Here is a 16014-nt window from a genome sequence, read left to right on the forward strand (position 1 = left end):
GGTCATGGTGGTCCTCCGGGATCGCACGGGCGGTGTCGTCGAGCGGTTCGGAGCTGGGCGTCGTCCGGATGGGTGCCGACCCGCGCCCATACTGGGCGCCATGGACGCCCCGCTCGTCGGCCCGGTGCGGGCGCCGGACCTGCACGTCATGACCTGGAACGTGCGGCGGCGGGTGCGTCACCTCGGCCGGCGGAGCCCGGACCTGTGGTCACGCCGCCAGGACCTCGTGCGCCGCCTCCTCGACGCCGAGCGGCCCGCCGTCCTGGGGGTCCAGGAGGCGCTGCCCGACCAGCTCGAGCTCGTCACCGCGAGCCTCGGACCCGGCTACCGGTGGGTGGGGCGGGGCCGTGACGCCGCCGGCGTGGACGAGCACGCCGCGCTCGTCTACGACGCGGGGCGGCTGCGGGTCTCCGCGCACACCCACCACGCCCTGTCCGCGACACCGCACGTCCCCGGCTCGCGCACCTGGGGCAACCTCCTGCCGCGTGCCGTCGTCGCCGCCGAGCTGACCGACCTCGCCACCGGCGCCGAGCTGCTCGTCCTCAGCACCCACCTCGACCACCTCTCCGGCCGGGCGCGCGAGGCCTCGGCGCGGATGCTCCACGACCTCGTCACGGCGGCGGACCGCCCCGTGGTCGTGCTCGCGGACGCCAACGCCCCCGTGGGGGCCGGCCCGTACCGCGAGCTCACCCGAGGAGGGGTCCTGGTGGACTCGTGGGACGTGGCCGAGCGGCGGCTGACCCCCGCGTGGGGCACGTTCTCGCGCTACCGCGACCCCGTTCCGGGCGGCGCCCGCATCGACTGGCTGCTGGTGACACCGGACGTCCACGTGCACGCGGCCGGCGTGAACGTCGCACGGTTCGACGGCGCGGCCCCCTCCGACCACGAGCCGGTCCAGGCGGTGCTCCGGCTCTGAACGGCCGGGCGGTCCCGTGCCCGGACTACGGCCCCGGCGGCGCCGACGCTCGAGCGGCACCCTCCCATATCCTGGTCAGGTGGCACGACGGAGCCCGCACCACGGTGCAGCTGAGGACGATCACGGCGCGGGCGCGGACGAGCGCGTGAGCGCGCTCGTGCTCGTCGGCCGCGGCCGGTACGAGGACCCGTGGCACGACCACGCCGCCGTCGCCCACGAGGTCGTGGAGGTCCTCGCCGACGGCGGTCTCGGCGTCACCGTGCGCGGCACCTTCCCTGGAGCGCTCGACGGCGTCGTGACCAGCGCCGGACGTCCCGAGCTCGTGGTCGTCGTCGCGGGCACCGGGCGCACCGACCCGGACTTCGACGGGACGGACGAGGACTGGTCGGGGTTCCACGCCGCCCTCGACGCTCTCGTGGGCTCCGGGGTGCCGCTCCTCGCCCTGCATGCCTCAGCCAACACCTTCACGGACTCCCCGGCGTGGGCGCGGCGCCTGGGCGGCCGCTGGGTGCCGGGAGTCTCCATGCACCCACCGATCGGCGAGGCTCGCTTCACCGTCACCGACGCCCACCCGGTCACCGCCGGGCTCGGCGACGTCACCGCCTTCGACGAGCGCTACTGCGACCTCGAGGTCGACCCCGCCTCGACGGTCCTGCTCACGACCGAGCACGAGGGCCGCGAGCACCCCGTGGTGTGGGTGGCCCCCGGGCCGGGACGAGTCCTGTACGACGCGCTCGGCCACGACCACCGCTCGTTCGCCAGTGCCTCCCGGCGTGAGCTGCTGCGCCGGGAGGTCGCGTGGCTCACCGCCCCGCCGGGGGGTCGGCGGTGAGCTCCTGAGGGTCGGGCGGCGAGCACCTGACGCCGAGCGCCGCCCGGGCGCACGGCGGTGTGGGCGGCGCCACCTACGCTGGAGATGTGCCCGTGGCGGAACTGCGCACCTGGCCCGACCTGCCCGGTGAGGACGACATCCTCGCCGCCGTCGGGCCGGGCGCGTTCGTGCGCGGCGGGCTCTACGCCCGGGAGGGGCGGGTCACCTGGCTGACCTCCGACCCGGACCGACGCGTCCTCTTCGCCGAGGTCGCAGGCAGCGAGGGCCGCCGGTACCAGACCATCGTCCAGGTGGGCGACGGAACCCGGCTCAGTCAGGGTCGGTGCACCTGCCCCGTCGCGGTGAGCTGCAAGCACGTCGCGGCCGTGCTGGTCGCGGCCCGCACCGACCTCGTCCCGGACCGGCGGCGCACCCCCTCCTGGGAGCGGCTGCTCGCCCGGGTCGTCGACGACGACGGCGAGCCGGACGGCGTCGAGCAGCCCATCGGCCTGCAGTTCGAGCCCATGGTCGTGCCGGGCTTCCGCGGGGACCCCGACTCGTTGCGGGTCCGGCTGCGCCCGGTGGTGCCGGGCCGGCGCTCCGCCTGGGTCCGCACCGGCATCGGCTGGCGGGACCTCGCGTTCCGGTGGGGTGCGCACAACCGCGTCGAGGCGCACCGGGAGGCCCTCCACGCCCTGCACGAGGCGCACCACCCGACCGGCTACACCGGCGGCGACGTCCACCTCGACGAGTTCGGTCCGGCGCTCTGGCCGCTGCTGCGGGCCGCCGCCGAGGCGGGAGTGCCGTTCGTCGACACCCGGGCCACCGGCGGCGTGGTCCTCGCCGACGCTCCCGCCACCGTCGCGCTGGACCTCGTGCGCGGCGACGACGGCGCCCTCACCGCCACGGCCGTCGTCGACCTGCCCGACGGGTACGGCCCGGACGGGCCCGGCGAGGTCTCCGCCGCCCCGCCCGAGGACGGTGAGCCCCGGCTCGCCCTGGTGGGCTCACCGGCTCACGGTGTCGTCGTCGACCGCGGCGAGCTCGTCCTCGCGCCCTTCGCCCGCGCGCTCACCGGCCGGGCCACGAGCCTGCTGGCCGCCGGTACGCTCCACGTCCCGGCCGAGGACACCGAGCGCTTCCTCGCCGAGTACTACCCCGCCCTGCGACGACTCGTGCCCGTGCGCTCCGACGGGTCGGTCGAGCTGCCCGAGGTCGCCCCGCCCCGGCTCGGCCTGACCCTGACGTACGCCGAGGACCACCACCTCACCCTGGAGTGGGACGTCCGCTACGACACGGGCGGCAGCACGCGCCGGGTGCCGCTGGGGTCCGGCGGCGGCGCCGGGCGGGACCGCACCGGGGAGCAGCGACTGCTCAGCGGCCTCGACCTGCCCGAGATCCTCCGCGCCGGCCCGGGCCCCACCGGCCCCGGCCCGATCGGGCCGGCCCCCACCCTGGTGCTGCGCGGGCTCGACGCCGCCGTCTTCAGCGAGGAGACCCTTCCGGGCCTGCGGGAGCAGGGCGTCGAGGTCGACGTCGTCGGCACCCCGCCCGCCTACCGCCGCTCCGACGCCGTGCCCGTCATCCGGCTCTCCGCCACCGAGGCCGAGGGGGACTGGTTCGACCTCGGGGTGAGCGTGGAGATCGACGGCGAGAAGATCCCCTTCGAGCGGCTCTTCGTCGCCCTCGCCCGCGGCGAGGACCACCTCGTCCTGGACTCGGGCACGTACTTCGGCATCGACCGGCCCGAGCTCGACCAGCTCCGTCGCCTCATCGAGGAGGCGCGGTACCTCACCGACCGGCCGGCCGCCGACGGCCCGCTGCGCATGACCAGCTACCAGGTGGGGCTGTGGGAGGAGCTGGCCGCCCTCGGCGTCGTCGAGGCACAGAGCGCGCGGTGGGCGTCCTCCGTGGACCGCCTCCTCGCCGGGCACGCCGCTGACCCGCCCGCCGTGCCCGCAGGCCTCGCCGCCACCCTGCGGCCCTACCAGGAGGAGGGCTTCCGCTGGCTCAGCCACCTGTGGGACGCCGGCCTCGGCGGGATCCTCGCCGACGACATGGGCCTGGGCAAGACCGTCCAGACCCTCGCGATGATCCTGCGCGCCCAGGAGACCGGGTCGTTGACGGCGCCCGTCCTCGTCGTCGCACCCACCTCCGTCGTGGCCGGGTGGGCGGAGGAGGCGGGCCGCTTCGCCCCGGGGCTGCGGGTGGTCACCCTGTCCGAGACGCAGCGCAAGTCCGGCCGCCCGCTCGCCGGCGACGTCGCGGAGGCGGACCTCGTCGTCACCTCCTACGCGCTGTTCCGCATCGACGAGGCGGCCTACCGCGGGCTCGCGTGGAGCGGCCTGGTGCTCGACGAGGCGCAGTTCGTCAAGAACCACCAGGCCAAGACCTACCAGTGCGCCCGGCGGCTCGCGGCTCCCTTCAAGCTCGCGATCAGCGGCACGCCGCTCGAGAACAGCCTCATGGACCTGTGGGCGCTGCTGTCCATCGTCGCGCCGGGGATGTTCCCCGACCCGCAGGTCTTCACCGAGGTCTACCGCCGGCCGATCGAGCGCGGCACGGACCCCGAGCGCCTCGCCACGCTGCGCGCGCGGATCCGGCCCTTCATCCGGCGCCGCACCAAGGAGCAGGTGGCCCCCGACCTGCCGCCCAAGCAGGAGCAGGTCCTCCACGTCCAGCTCAACCCGCGCCACCGCAAGGTCTACGACACCCACCTCCAGCGCGAGCGGCGCAAGGTCCTCAGCCTTCTCGACGACGTCGAGAAGAACCGGTTCACGATCCTGCGCTCGCTGACCCTCCTGCGCCAGCTCAGCCTCGACGCCGCGCTCGTGGACGAGCAGTACGCGTCGGTGCGCTCGTCGAAGGCCGACGTCTTCCTCGAGCAGCTCGAGGAGGTGATCGCCGGTGGCCACCGGGCCCTGGTGTTCAGCCAGTTCACGAGCTTCCTCGCCACCGTCCGCGACCGGCTCGACGAGCAGGGCGTCGACTACTGCTACCTCGACGGGCGCACCCGCAACCGGGCCCGCCGGGTCGAGGAGTTCAAGACCGGCCAGGCGCCGGTGTTCCTCATCAGCCTCAAGGCCGGCGGCTTCGGGCTCAACCTCACCGAGGCCGACTACTGCTTCGTGCTCGACCCGTGGTGGAACCCCGCCGCCGAGGCCCAGGCCGTGGACCGCACGCACCGCATCGGTCAGGACAAGAGCGTCATGGTCTACCGGCTGGTCGCGGAGGACACCATCGAGGAGAAGGTCCTGGCCCTCCAGGCCCGCAAGCGCGAGCTGTTCGACAAGGTCGTCGACGAGGGCGGCGCGCTCTCGGCGCCGCTGAGCGCCGGCGACATCCGCGAGCTGCTGGAGGCCTGAGGTGTGCGTTCAGCTTCCGTCGGTGAGCTGACGTCCGATCGCGGGAAGGTCGTACCTGAGGGTGTCCCACACCACCCGCCTCTCGATCGACTGGTAGTGGTGTGCGAGCTTGTCTCGCATGAGCCGGAGCTCCACCCAGGGCACCTCCTGGTGCGAGGCGCGGTAGGCCGGGGTGAGCAGGGACGCGGCCGAGCTGATGTCGATGATGATGGCCTTGGCTGCGAGGAAGAGGTAGGGCTCGTCAGGGTCGAAGAACGCCTCGGGGCCCTTCGCCACGAGACGGTCGGCGAGCCGGAGGTGCACGCGGATGTCCTCGACGTACCGGTCGTCCTTGCCGTCCACTACAGCGGCACCGCCTCGGCGCGGGCGGTCGTGAGCGCGGGAGTCGCGGGGTCGTCCACGACGATGTCGACAGGCAGGTCGAGCACGGCCCGCACCGCCTCCTCCATCCTGATGACGGCGATGAGGCCGGTGCCCTCCGGTGCGTCGACGAGGAGGTCGACGTCCGACCCGGGTTGGTCGGTGCCGTGGATCGTCGACCCGAACACCCGGATCCGCTGGGCGCCCATCGACTCGAGCAGGGTGCGGACCTCGGCGCGGTGGCGTTGCAGGGTCGGCCCCGGGCGCAGGAGTGAACGGATCGCACCCTCCACCCGGGTCAGGAGCGCGTCGCTCGTGGGCCGGCCGTTCTCGAGCGCGGACAGGTCCGGCTGGTGCATGCGGGCCGCTCGCGCGACCTCCGTCTGCGTGAGCCCGTGCTTGGTCCGCAGCGCCCGCAGCTCGCTCCCGTCCATCGTCCAAGTATAGGAGTGCACTATGGACTTGGTGATGACGGCACGTCGTCGTCGACGACGATCGCTGCCGGGCGTCCGCCGGACCTACTCGATGTCCAGGGTGGTGCAGATGTTCTGGAGGCTGTTGGCCGTGCACAGGCGGTAGACGCCGGGCTGGACCGTGTCCGGGATGGTGAGGGTGTCGGGCCCGGGGCCCTCGATCCCGATGTCCTCCCACCCCCTGCCCTCGTCGTCGTCCACGGACCACCACGAGGGGGAACCGGCGCCGTAGCCGTCGGTGACGGCGGTCAGGTAGTAGCGGGCCTGCCAGGTCTCGCCGTCCTGCTCCTCGAGGACCCACGCGATGCCCCGAGCGGTCTCCTGGGGGAACCGGACCTCGATGGTCTGCCCGGGGTTTACCTGCGACGCCGAGAGCTCCATCAGCTCGGGTCGCATCTGGGCCCCGGGATCGCTCGGCCCGAGGGTCCTCGGTGGGGTACCGGATGCGCTCGGCCCGGGAGTGCCGGGATCGCTCGCTCCAGGGGTCCCAGGCGCGCCGCAGCCTGCCAGCAGCGCAGCGAGGAGAGTCGTGGCGACGACCCGACGCCCGGATCCGCTCACGGCACCGACCTCCTGCCGTGATGCTAGCCCGGGTGTCGCAGCCGGACCATGCGCGCTCCGTCCCGGCCGGGCGACGGGTCCTCCACAGGGACGGGACGGTCGACGTGGAGCACCTCACCGGCGCCCGGCCGCCGGTCCTGCCGGTGGGTGTCACCGGTCGGTCATAGGCTGAACGGGCCGTCGACCACGGGAGGTGAACCGGTGCTCCACCTGCACCGTTCCGAGCGCGCGGACGCGCTCATCGCGCCGCTGGCCGCCGTGCTCACCGAGCCCCCCGAAGACGCCTTCGCGGCCGACGTCGTCGCGGTGCCCACCCGTGGCGTCGAGCGCTGGGTCGCGCAGCGGCTGTCCCACCACCTCGGGGCCGGTGACGGTGAGGCCGGGATCTGCGCGAACGTCACGTTCGGCTCCCCGGCCCGTCTCGTCGCCGATGTCGTCACGGCCGCCGCGGGCGTCGACCCCGACGAGGACCCCTGGCGCACCGAGCGGCTCACCTGGCCCCTGCTCGAGGTCATCGACGCCTCCGCGGGCGAGCCGTGGTGCGCGGTCCTCGACCGGCACCTCGGCGCGGGTGAGGACGACGAGGTCCGTCACGGCCGGCGGCTCGCCCTCGCCCGTCACCTGGCTCGGCTGTTCGACTCCTACGCCGCGCAGCGGCCGGGCATGACCGGTGCCTGGGCCCGTGGGCTCGACGACGACGGCGCCGGCGCCGCCGTCCCGCCGGACCTCGCCTGGCAGCCCGAGCTGTGGCGCCGCCTGCGCGAGCGGATCGGTGTGCCGAGCCCGGGGGAGTACCTCCCCGACGCGCTGCTCGCCCTCACGGAGCGGCCGGCGTCCGTCGACCTCCCCGCGCGGCTGTCCGTCTTCGGCCCCACCCGGCTGCCCGAGGACCAGCTCCGCGTGCTCCGCGCCCTCGCCGTCCACCGCGACGTCCACCTCTGGCTCCCGCACCCCTCCCCGGCGCTGTGGGACCGCGTGGCCGCTGCCCCGCGCCCGGCCTCGCCCCGCCGCCGGGACCAGCGCACCCACGCTCACCACCCCCTCCTGGCGTCGATGGCCCGCGACGCCACCGAGCTCCAGCTGCGGCTCACCGCCGAGCCCGGCGGCGCCGTCGTCGAGCACCACCCCGCGTCCGCGCCCACCCACACCCTCCTCGGTGCGCTCCAGGAGCGCCTGCGCGCCGACGACCCCCGGCCCGGGCCGCACCGCCTCGCTGCCGACGACCGCAGCGTTCAGGTCCACGCCTGCCACGGCCGCGCCCGGCAGGTCGAGGTGCTCCGCGAGGTCCTCGCCGGCCTGTTCGCCGACGACCACACCCTCGAGCCGCGCGACGTCGTCGTCATGAGCCCGGACATCGAGACGATCGCCCCGCTCGTCACCGCCACGTTCGGCCTCGCGGTGGACGAGCCGGCCGCCGGCCCGGCGGCCGAGCCCCACCCCGGGCAGCTCCTCCGCGTCCGGCTGGCCGACCGCTCGCCCAGCCACACCAACCCCCTCCTCGCCCTCCTTGCGGCGCTGCTCGCGCTGGCCGACGGTCGGGTGACCGTCTCCGAGGTGCTCGACCTCGCCGCCGGCGAGCCGGTCCGCCGCCGCTTCCGGTTCTCCGACGACGACCTCGCGCGGGTCCGGGACTGGTCCGTCGAGACCGGCGTCCACTGGGGTGAGGACGGCGCGCGCCGGGCAAGGTTCGGCCTGCCCGACCTGCGCCAGGGCACCTGGGAGGTCGCCCTCGACCGGGTGCTCCTCGGCGCCGCGATGGCCGAGGAGGACCACCGCTTCGTCGGCCACGCCCTGCCGCTCGACGACGTCGACAGCACCGACGTCGACCTCGCCGGCCGGCTCGCCGAGCTGCTCGACCGCCTCGCCGACGTCCTGCGCACCCTCGCCGGTCCGCACCCGCTCGGCACCTGGCTCGACCACCTCGACCGGGCCCTCACCCTCCTGGCCGACCCCGCCGAGGACTGGCAGGGCGTCCAGGCGCGCTGGGTTCTCGGTGACGTCCGCGACTCCGCCCACCCCGCCGGCGAGGACTACGAGGGCGCGGACCTGCGGCTGCCCGACGTGCGGGCGCTGCTCGACGACCGGCTCGCCGGCCGCCCCACCCGCGCCGGCTTCCGCACCGGGGCGCTGACCATGTGCTCGATGGAGCCCATGAGGGCCGTCCCGCACCGCGTCGTGTGCCTGCTGGGGGTCGACGACGGCACGTTCCCGCGGGGGACCTCCGCCGACGGCGACGACGTCCTCCTGCGCGACCCGTGCGTGGGCGAGCGGGACCGGCGCAGCGAGGACCGGCAGATCTTCCTCGACGCCGTCGCCGCGGCCGGCGAGCACCTCGTCGTGCTGTACTCCGGCGCCGACGAGCGCACCGGCGCCGCCCGCCCGCCGGCCGTCCCCGTCGGGGAGCTCCTCGACGCCGTCGACCAGGCCGCAGCCTCGCCCGACGGGCGGCCGGTGCGCGAGCACGTGCTCGTCCGCCACCCGCTCCAGGTCGTCGACGAGCGCAACTTCCTCCCCGGTGCGCTCGGCCGCCCCGGGCCGCTGAGCTTCGACGCCGTCGCCCACGCCGCTGCGCTCGCCGGACGCGGCGAGCGCAGCGGCGGCGGGCCGTTCCTCACGGCACCGCTCCCGCCCGAGCGCCCCGTCCCCGGCTCCCGCGCGTCGAACGGCGACGCCGGCGCCGAGAGCCCCGTCGTCGACCTCGCGGACCTCGTCGCGATGCTCGAGCACCCGGTGAAGTGGTTCCTGCGCCGCCGGCTCCAGATCTCCCTCGCGGGCGAGACCGAGGACGTCGAGGATCGGCTCCCGCTCGAGCTCGACCCGCTCGAGGCCTGGCAGATCGGCGACCGGCTCCTCACGGCGCGCCTGGACGGCGCGGACCCGAACCGGGCGTTCAACGCCGAGTGGCGCCGCGGTGAGGTGCCCCCCAAGGAGCTCGGCCGCGCGGTCCTGCTCGACGTCGGCGGGCGGGTCGAACCGGTCGCGGTGGCCGCCGGCCGGTACACCGCCGGGGAGGCGCGGGCGGTCGACCTCACGCTCTCCCTGCCCTCCGGGACCGTCCTGACCGGCACCGTCCCGGGCGTCCACGGCACCACGGTGGTGCGGGCCACGTACTCCAAGCTCGCGCCCAAGCACCGGCTGCGCGCCTGGGTGCAGGCGCTCGCGCTCGCCGCCGCGCAGGGCGGGCAGTGGCGGGCCGTCACCGTCGGGCGCCCCCCGGGGACGCGTCCGGGCGCCCTCATCGCCACGGTGACCGCTCCCGCGCAGGCGCAGGCCCTCGCCCGGCTCGACGAGCTCGTCCACCTCCGCGCCCTCGCCGCCCGGGAGCCGCTGCCCATGCCGGTGCCCGTCTCCTGCGCCTACGGCACCAGCCGTTTCGCCGGGGACAGCGAGGTCCAGGCCCTCGAGAGCGCGGGACGCGAGTGGGCGGCCGCGGCCCGCTTCCCCGACGAGCACCACGACCTGTGCTGGGGGGCCGGGGCCTCCCTCGCCGACATCCTCGGCGAGCCCACCGACGACGAGCGGCCCTGGTGGCCCGAGGACCGCAGCCGCCTGGGGGTCCTCGCCCGCCGGGTGTGGGAGCCCCTGCTCGCCCACGAGGAGACGGAGCCCGCGTGACCACGACCACCGACGCCCCCGTGTTCGACATCTGCGGCGCCCTGCCCACCGGCACCACGGTGCTGGAGGCGAGCGCCGGGACGGGCAAGACCTTCACCATCGCGGCCCTGGCCACCCGGTACGTCGCCGAGGGCGTGGCCGAGCTCGCCGAGCTCATGCTCGTCACCTTCGGCCGGGCGGCGACGTCGGAGCTGCGGGACCGCGTCCGCGAGCGGCTCGTCTCCGCCGAGCGGGCGCTGCGCGACCCCGCGGCCCGGGACAGCGACGACGCCCTCGTCGCGCACCTCGCCGCCGTGGACGACACCGAGCTGCAGGCCCGGCGCCGGCGCCTCACCACGGCCCTGTCCCAGTTCGACGCCGCCACGATCACCACCACCCACGGCTTCTGCCAGCAGATGCTCACCTCCCTCGGCGTCGCCGGCGACGTCGACGCCACCCCGACGTTCGTCGCGGACATCGCCGACCTCGTCGACGAGGTGGTCGACGACCTGTACCTGCGCCACTACGCCGCCGAGCGCTCCCCGGCGCTGACCCCCGCGGAGGCCCGCAAGCTCGGCCGCGCCGCCGTCTCGGACCACCAGGCTCGCCTCGAGCCTGCCGACGCCCCCGCCGACTCCTTGCCCGGGCACCGCTACGCCTTCGCCCGCGAGACCGCGGCCGAGGTGGTCCGCCGCAAGCGCTCCCGTCGGCTCCTCGACTACGACGACCTCCTCGTCCTGCTGCGCGACGCCCTCGTCCACCCCGAGCACGGCCCGGCCGCGGCCGGGCGGGTCCGCTCCCGTTATGCCGTCGTCCTGGTCGACGAGTTCCAGGACACCGACCCCGTCCAGTGGGAGATCCTGCGCACCGCCTTCCACGGCCACCGCACGCTCGTCCTCATCGGTGACCCCAAGCAGGCCATCTACGCGTTCCGCGGCGGCGACGTCGTCGCCTACCTCCACGCCCGCCGGGACGCGGCCGACACCTCCACCCTCGGGCGCAACTGGCGCAGCGACGCCCCGCTCGTGGACGGCCTCGGCACGCTCCTGGGCGGTGCGGCCCTGGGCGACCCCGAGATCGTCGTCCGGCCCGTCGGCGCCGAGCACCAGGGCTCCCGGCTCGACGGCGCCGGGGCACCGGTCCGGCTGCGGCACGTCACCCGGGTCCCGTTCGGGAAGAAGGGCACCGGCTCCCCGCGCGTGCCCGAGGTCCGCCAGCTCGTCGCGGCCGACGTCGCCGCGGACGTCGTGCGCCGGCTCGGCAGCACCCGCATCCGTGAGGGCGGGACCTGGCGCCCGCTCCAGCCCGGCGACGTCGCCGTCCTCGCGCGGCGCAACGCCGACGCCGCCGCGGTGCGCCAGGCCCTCGCCGACGCGGGGGTGCCGGCCGTGATCTCCGGCCTCGTCTCGGTCTTCGGCACGCCCGCCGCCCGGCACTGGCTCACCCTCCTCACCGCGCTGGAGCAGCCCGGGCACGCCGGGCGTGCGGCGGCCCTCGCGCTCACCCCGTTCGTCGGGTGGGACGCGGCCCGGCTCGCGGGCGCCGACGACGCCGCCCGGGACGACCTGTCCGACCACGTGCGCACATGGGCACGGGTCCTCGCCGACCGCGGCGTCGCGGCCCTCCTCGAGGCCGTGGGCGCCCGCCAGGCGGTCGGCGGCGGCCGGCCCGAGGGCGTCGCGGAGCGGCTCCTGCGCACGACCACCGGCGAGCGCACCCTCACCGACCTGCGGCACATCGGCCAGTCCCTCCACCTCGCCGCCGTCCACGACCGGCTCGGCGTCGCCGCCCTGACCGACTGGCTCCGACGGCGCATCGACGAGGCCGACGGCGACTACGCCGAGGACCGCAGCCGGCGGCTCGAGACCGACGCCGCCGCCACCCAGGTCGTCACGGTCCACGCCAGCAAGGGCCTGGAGTTCCCGGTGGTGTACGTGCCGTTCGGGTGGGACCGGTTCGAGAGCAAGAACCCGCCTTTGCTCGGCCACCACGACGACGCCGGGACCCGCGTGCTGCACGTCGGCGGCACCGAGGACCCCGGCTACGCCGCCGCCCGCGAACGGCACCTCGCCGAGGAACGGGGGGAGGACCTGCGCCTGCTCTACGTGGCGCTGACCCGCGCCGCGAGCCAGGTGGTGGTCCACTGGGCCCCGTCGACCAACTCCTCCGCCGGCCCCCTGAGCCGGGTGCTCCTCGGCGGCCACACACCGGGCGAGGAACCGCCGCCCCGGGTGGCGCTGGGCACCGACGACAAGGCCGCCGCCATCCTCGCCGACCTCGCCGCGCGCAGCGGCGGGACCATCGAGATCGAGAACGTCACCGCCTGGCCCGCACCGGCCCGGTGGACCCCGCCCCGCCGGGACCTGCCGCACCTCGACGTCGCGGTCTTCGGCCGCGAGCTCGACCACTCGTGGCGACGCACCTCCTACACCGGTCTCACCGCGGCGGCGCACACCGCGGGGGTGTCCAGCGAGCCCGAGACCACCGGGGTGCAGGACGAGAGCGACGACGCCGTCGTACCGGGCAGCGGTGCGGCGGGGGCCGCGCCCGGCGCCGGTGACGTGGGCGAGCCGGCCGGTGAGCTCCTCTCGCCGATGGCGGACCTGCCCGCCGGGGCGGCGTTCGGCACCATCGTGCACGCCGTCCTCGAGCAGGTGGACACCGGCGCCGCCGACCTCGGCGACGAGCTCCGGCGCCGCTGCGCAGAGGTCGGCACCGCCCGTGTGCCCGGCCTCGACCCCGGTGCGCTCGCGACCGCCCTCGCGCCCGTGCTCGCCACCCCGCTCGGCCCGCTCGCGGACGACCGCACCCTCGCCGACGTCGCCCCGGCCGACCGCCTCGCCGAGCTGGAGTTCGAGCTCCCGCTCGCCGGGGGCGACGGTCCCACCGGCGCGGCGGCCAGCCTCGGCGACGTCGCCGCCCTGCTCCGGCGCCACCTCCGCCCGGGGGACGTCTTCGCCGACTACGCCGACGAGCTCGAGGGTCTGGGCGAGGCGCGGCTGCGCGGGTACCTCACCGGGAGCATCGACGCCGTCCTGCGGCTGCGGGGGCCCGCGCCCGGTGGTGCCGGCGCCTCCGGTGGCGTCGGCGCACCCGGTGGCGAGGAGCGCTACGTCGTCGTCGACTACAAGACGAACCGGCTCGGCTCCTTCGAGGAGCCCCTCACCACGGGGCACTACCGCCCGGCGGCGATGGCCACGGCCATGATGCGGTCCCACTACCCGCTCCAGCTCCTCCTCTACCTCGCCGCCCTCCACCGCTACCTCCGCTGGCGACGGCGCGGCTACGACCCCGCCCGTCACCTCGGCGGCGGGCTCTACCTGTTCGTGCGCGGCATGGCCGGGCCCGCGACGCCCGTGGCGGACGGCACCCCGTGCGGCGTCATGGCCTGGCAGCCCCCGGCCGCCCTCGTCGTCGAGCTCTCCGCCCTGCTCGAGGGGAGGACCCGATGACGGCGACGACGGCGACGGCCGACGCCGCCGACCCACGACGGGCGCTGCGCGCCACCGGGCTGCTCGCAGACTTCAACGCCGCCGGCGTGCTCGGCGCCGCCGACGTCCACGTCGCGAGCCGGCTGGGCCGCCTCACCGGTGAGACGGACGAGCGCGTGCTGCTGGCCGTCGCGCTCGCCGTCCGCGGCGTCCGGGCCGGTTCGGTGTGCGTCAGCCTCGACGACCGCGCCGCCCTCGCGGACGCGGAGCAGGAGGTCGCGGTCGAGGACCTGCCCTGGCCCGACGGCGACGCCTGGGTGCGGGCCATCGAGGCGAGCCGGCTCGTGGCTGTCGGGGTCGACGGCGACGACAGCCGACCCGTCCGCTGGGCGGGGGACCGGCTCTACCTCGACCGTTACTGGCGCCAGGAGCTCCTCGTGCGGCGCGCGGTGGACGCCCGGCTGGGCGCCGGCGTGCTCGACGTCGACGGCGCCGCCCTCGCGGCCGCCGTCGGCCGGTTCTTCCCCGCCCGCGACGACGCCCGCCAGCGCCTGGCCGCGGCCGCGGCCGCGCTCGGCCGGTTCACCGTCCTCACCGGCGGGCCGGGCACGGGCAAGACGACGACGGTCGCGCGCATGGTCGCCGTACTGCAGGAGGTCGCCGGCCCGGGACTGCGGGTGGCGCTCGCCGCCCCCACCGGCAAGGCCGCCGCCCGGCTCCAGGAGTCCGTGCGGGCCGAGCTCGTCCGCCTCGCCGGCGGTGCGGAGGGCCGCGACGCTGGTAGCCGGGACGCCGCGACCATCAGCGGTAGCGCACCTGCCGCGGTGGCCACGACGATCCACCGCCTCCTCGGCTGGCGGCCGGACAGCTCCACCCGGTTCCGGCACGACGACCGCCACCACCTGCCCCACGACGTCGTCGTCGTCGACGAGACCTCCATGGTCTCCCTGCCCCTCATGGCACACCTGCTCGAGGCCCTGCGCCCCGACGCGCGGCTCGTCCTCGTCGGCGACCCGGACCAGCTCGCCTCCGTCGAGGCCGGCGCCGTCCTGGGTGACCTCGTCCACCGCGCCGGCCGGCCCGGTCCGGGCCCGGCCGAGGCCCTCGGCGCGGTCGTCCCCGGCGACATGCCCGAGGACGCCGCGGACCTGCGCGTGCTGCGATCCGGCGTCGTGCGTCTCGAGAAGGTCCACCGGCAGGAGCGCGACTCCGCGATCCTGCCGCTCGCGGCGGCCGTCCGCGCCGGCGACGCCGACGCCGTCCTCGGGCTCCTGCGCGCCGGCGGGGCCGGGGTGAGCTTCGTCGAGACGTCGGGGGAGCGACCCACGGAGGCCGAGCTCGCGGCCCTGCGCGCCGACGTCGCCGGCGCCGGGGCGGACATCGTCACCGCCGCCGGGGCGGGCGACGCCGCTGCGGCGCTGCGGGCGCTGGCCCGCCACCGGGTCATGGTCGCCCACCGGCGCGGGCCGTTCGGGGTGGCGCACTGGTCCCACCAGGTGGAGCAGTGGGTCGAGGAGGCCATGGGCGCGCGCGAGCGTGCCCGCGCCCGGAGCGCCCACGACGGCGTCCCGCGCGCCGGGGTGCGCCCGACCGGCACGCCCTGGTACCCCGGCCGGCCGCTGCTCGTCACCACGAACGATCGCGACTCCGGCCTGTACAACGGCGACACCGGTGTCGTCGTCGCCGACGGTCGCGGCGGGGTCATCGCCGTGTTCGGCGACCCGGCCGCCCCGCTGGCGGTGCGTCCGCACCGCCTGCCCGAGGTGGAGACCGTCCACGCCATGACGGTCCACCGCGGCCAGGGCAGCCAGTTCGAGCAGGTCTCGCTCGTCCTGCCGCCGGCCACCTCCCCGCTCCTGACCCGCGAGCTCCTCTACACCGCGGTCACCCGGGCGACGACGACCGTGCGGGTCGTCGGCACCGAGGAGGCCGTCCGCAAGGCGGTCACGACACCGGTGCGCCGCGCGAGCGGCCTGCGTGAGGACCTCGCGTGAGGCGGGCGGCGGGTGGTGGCGGCGGCGTCGACCGTGCGGTCGTCGCTCGTGCCGCGGCCGCCGGGCTCACCGCGGCGGCCGTCCTCGCAGGGTGCACCGACGCGACGGACGACGCGCTCGGCGGCTTCGGGTTGCCGGTCGTGGACCCCGACGACGTCCCGGGCGAGCGCGAGCAGCTGACCGGGGTGGTGCACGTCGAGCGGGACGGCTGCTTCACCTGGACCGGCGACGGCGACGGCGACGGCGACAGCGAGACCGACGAACGGCGCTGGGTGGTCTGGCCGCGCGGCGCCGAGCAGGACGGCGACCGGGTGCGCCTCGAGGACGGCGACGAGATCACCGACGGCGACACCCTCACCGGGACGGGCCTGCGCGCCGACGCCGCAGCCCTGCCCGACTGGGAGCTCACTGACGGCTACTTCCGCGCCTTCGGCACGTTCTGCGGCGCGGACGAGCGCGGGATCGTCGTCCTCGACGACGTCCGGCTCGACCGGCCCTGACCTCCGGCT

At 76.1% G+C, this 16014-nt stretch carries 10 protein-coding genes; 7 read left to right on the top strand and 3 right to left on the bottom strand.

Annotated elements, in window-relative coordinates; genetic code table 11:
* The first annotated feature begins 100 nt into the window (after positions 1-100).
* The 3 genes from AAEM63_RS00780 (at position 101) to AAEM63_RS00790 (ending at position 5092) form a co-directional block, all read left to right on the top strand.
* On the top strand, positions 101-916 hold the full coding sequence (locus tag AAEM63_RS00780; RefSeq protein ID WP_341359844.1) for an endonuclease/exonuclease/phosphatase family protein: 816 nt from the start codon (positions 101-103) through the stop codon (positions 914-916).
* 79 nt (positions 917-995) lie between these two features.
* The gene (locus AAEM63_RS00785; RefSeq protein WP_341359845.1) at positions 996-1748 is read left to right on the top strand and encodes a ThuA domain-containing protein; all 753 of its coding nucleotides are present in this window, start codon (positions 996-998) and stop codon (positions 1746-1748) included.
* Positions 1749-1834: 86 nt separating this feature from the next.
* A complete protein-coding gene (locus tag AAEM63_RS00790) occupies positions 1835-5092 on the top strand; it encodes a DEAD/DEAH box helicase (protein ID WP_341359846.1) in 3258 nt (1085 codons plus the stop codon).
* Positions 5093-5101: 9 nt separating this feature from the next.
* Here the strand turns inward: AAEM63_RS00790 and AAEM63_RS00795 are convergent, their stop codons facing one another.
* From AAEM63_RS00795 to AAEM63_RS00805, 3 genes are all read right to left on the bottom strand, one after another.
* On the bottom strand, positions 5102-5434 hold the full coding sequence (locus AAEM63_RS00795) for a HepT-like ribonuclease domain-containing protein (RefSeq protein ID WP_341359847.1): 333 nt from the start codon (positions 5432-5434) through the stop codon (positions 5102-5104).
* A complete protein-coding gene (locus tag AAEM63_RS00800) occupies positions 5434-5886 on the bottom strand; it encodes an XRE family transcriptional regulator (RefSeq protein ID WP_123916074.1) in 453 nt (150 codons plus the stop codon). Before AAEM63_RS00800 ends, AAEM63_RS00795 begins: the two co-directional genes overlap by 1 nt.
* A gap of 84 nt (positions 5887-5970) precedes the next feature.
* Positions 5971-6321, bottom strand: coding sequence for a hypothetical protein (locus AAEM63_RS00805; protein ID WP_170175237.1), 351 nt, complete (start codon positions 6319-6321; stop codon positions 5971-5973).
* A gap of 366 nt (positions 6322-6687) precedes the next feature.
* On the opposite strand from AAEM63_RS00805, the gene recC reads away from it, so the two are divergent.
* Genes recC through AAEM63_RS00825 form a run of 4 tightly spaced genes read left to right on the top strand, consistent with a single transcriptional unit; the run spans position 6688 to position 16005 of the window.
* Complete coding sequence (recC, locus tag AAEM63_RS00810; protein ID WP_341359848.1) at positions 6688-10101, top strand: exodeoxyribonuclease V subunit gamma; 3414 nt, start codon at positions 6688-6690, stop codon at positions 10099-10101.
* On the top strand, positions 10098-13532 hold the full coding sequence (locus AAEM63_RS00815) for a UvrD-helicase domain-containing protein (RefSeq protein WP_341359849.1): 3435 nt from the start codon (positions 10098-10100) through the stop codon (positions 13530-13532). Before recC ends, AAEM63_RS00815 begins: the two co-directional genes overlap by 4 nt.
* On the top strand, positions 13529-15505 hold the full coding sequence (gene recD / locus AAEM63_RS00820; RefSeq protein ID WP_341359850.1) for an exodeoxyribonuclease V subunit alpha: 1977 nt from the start codon (positions 13529-13531) through the stop codon (positions 15503-15505). The genes AAEM63_RS00815 and recD overlap by 4 nt, the downstream gene beginning before the upstream one ends.
* Positions 15502-16005 carry a hypothetical protein gene (locus tag AAEM63_RS00825; protein WP_341359851.1) on the top strand — a complete coding sequence of 168 codons (504 nt, stop codon included), beginning with the start codon at positions 15502-15504 and terminating at the stop codon, positions 16003-16005. Before recD ends, AAEM63_RS00825 begins: the two co-directional genes overlap by 4 nt.
* The last annotated feature ends 9 nt before the right edge of the window (positions 16006-16014 follow it).

Origin of the sequence: Georgenia sp. M64, from assembly GCF_038049925.1 — a bacterium.
Taxonomy (GTDB): Bacteria; Actinomycetota; Actinomycetes; order Actinomycetales; family Actinomycetaceae; genus Georgenia.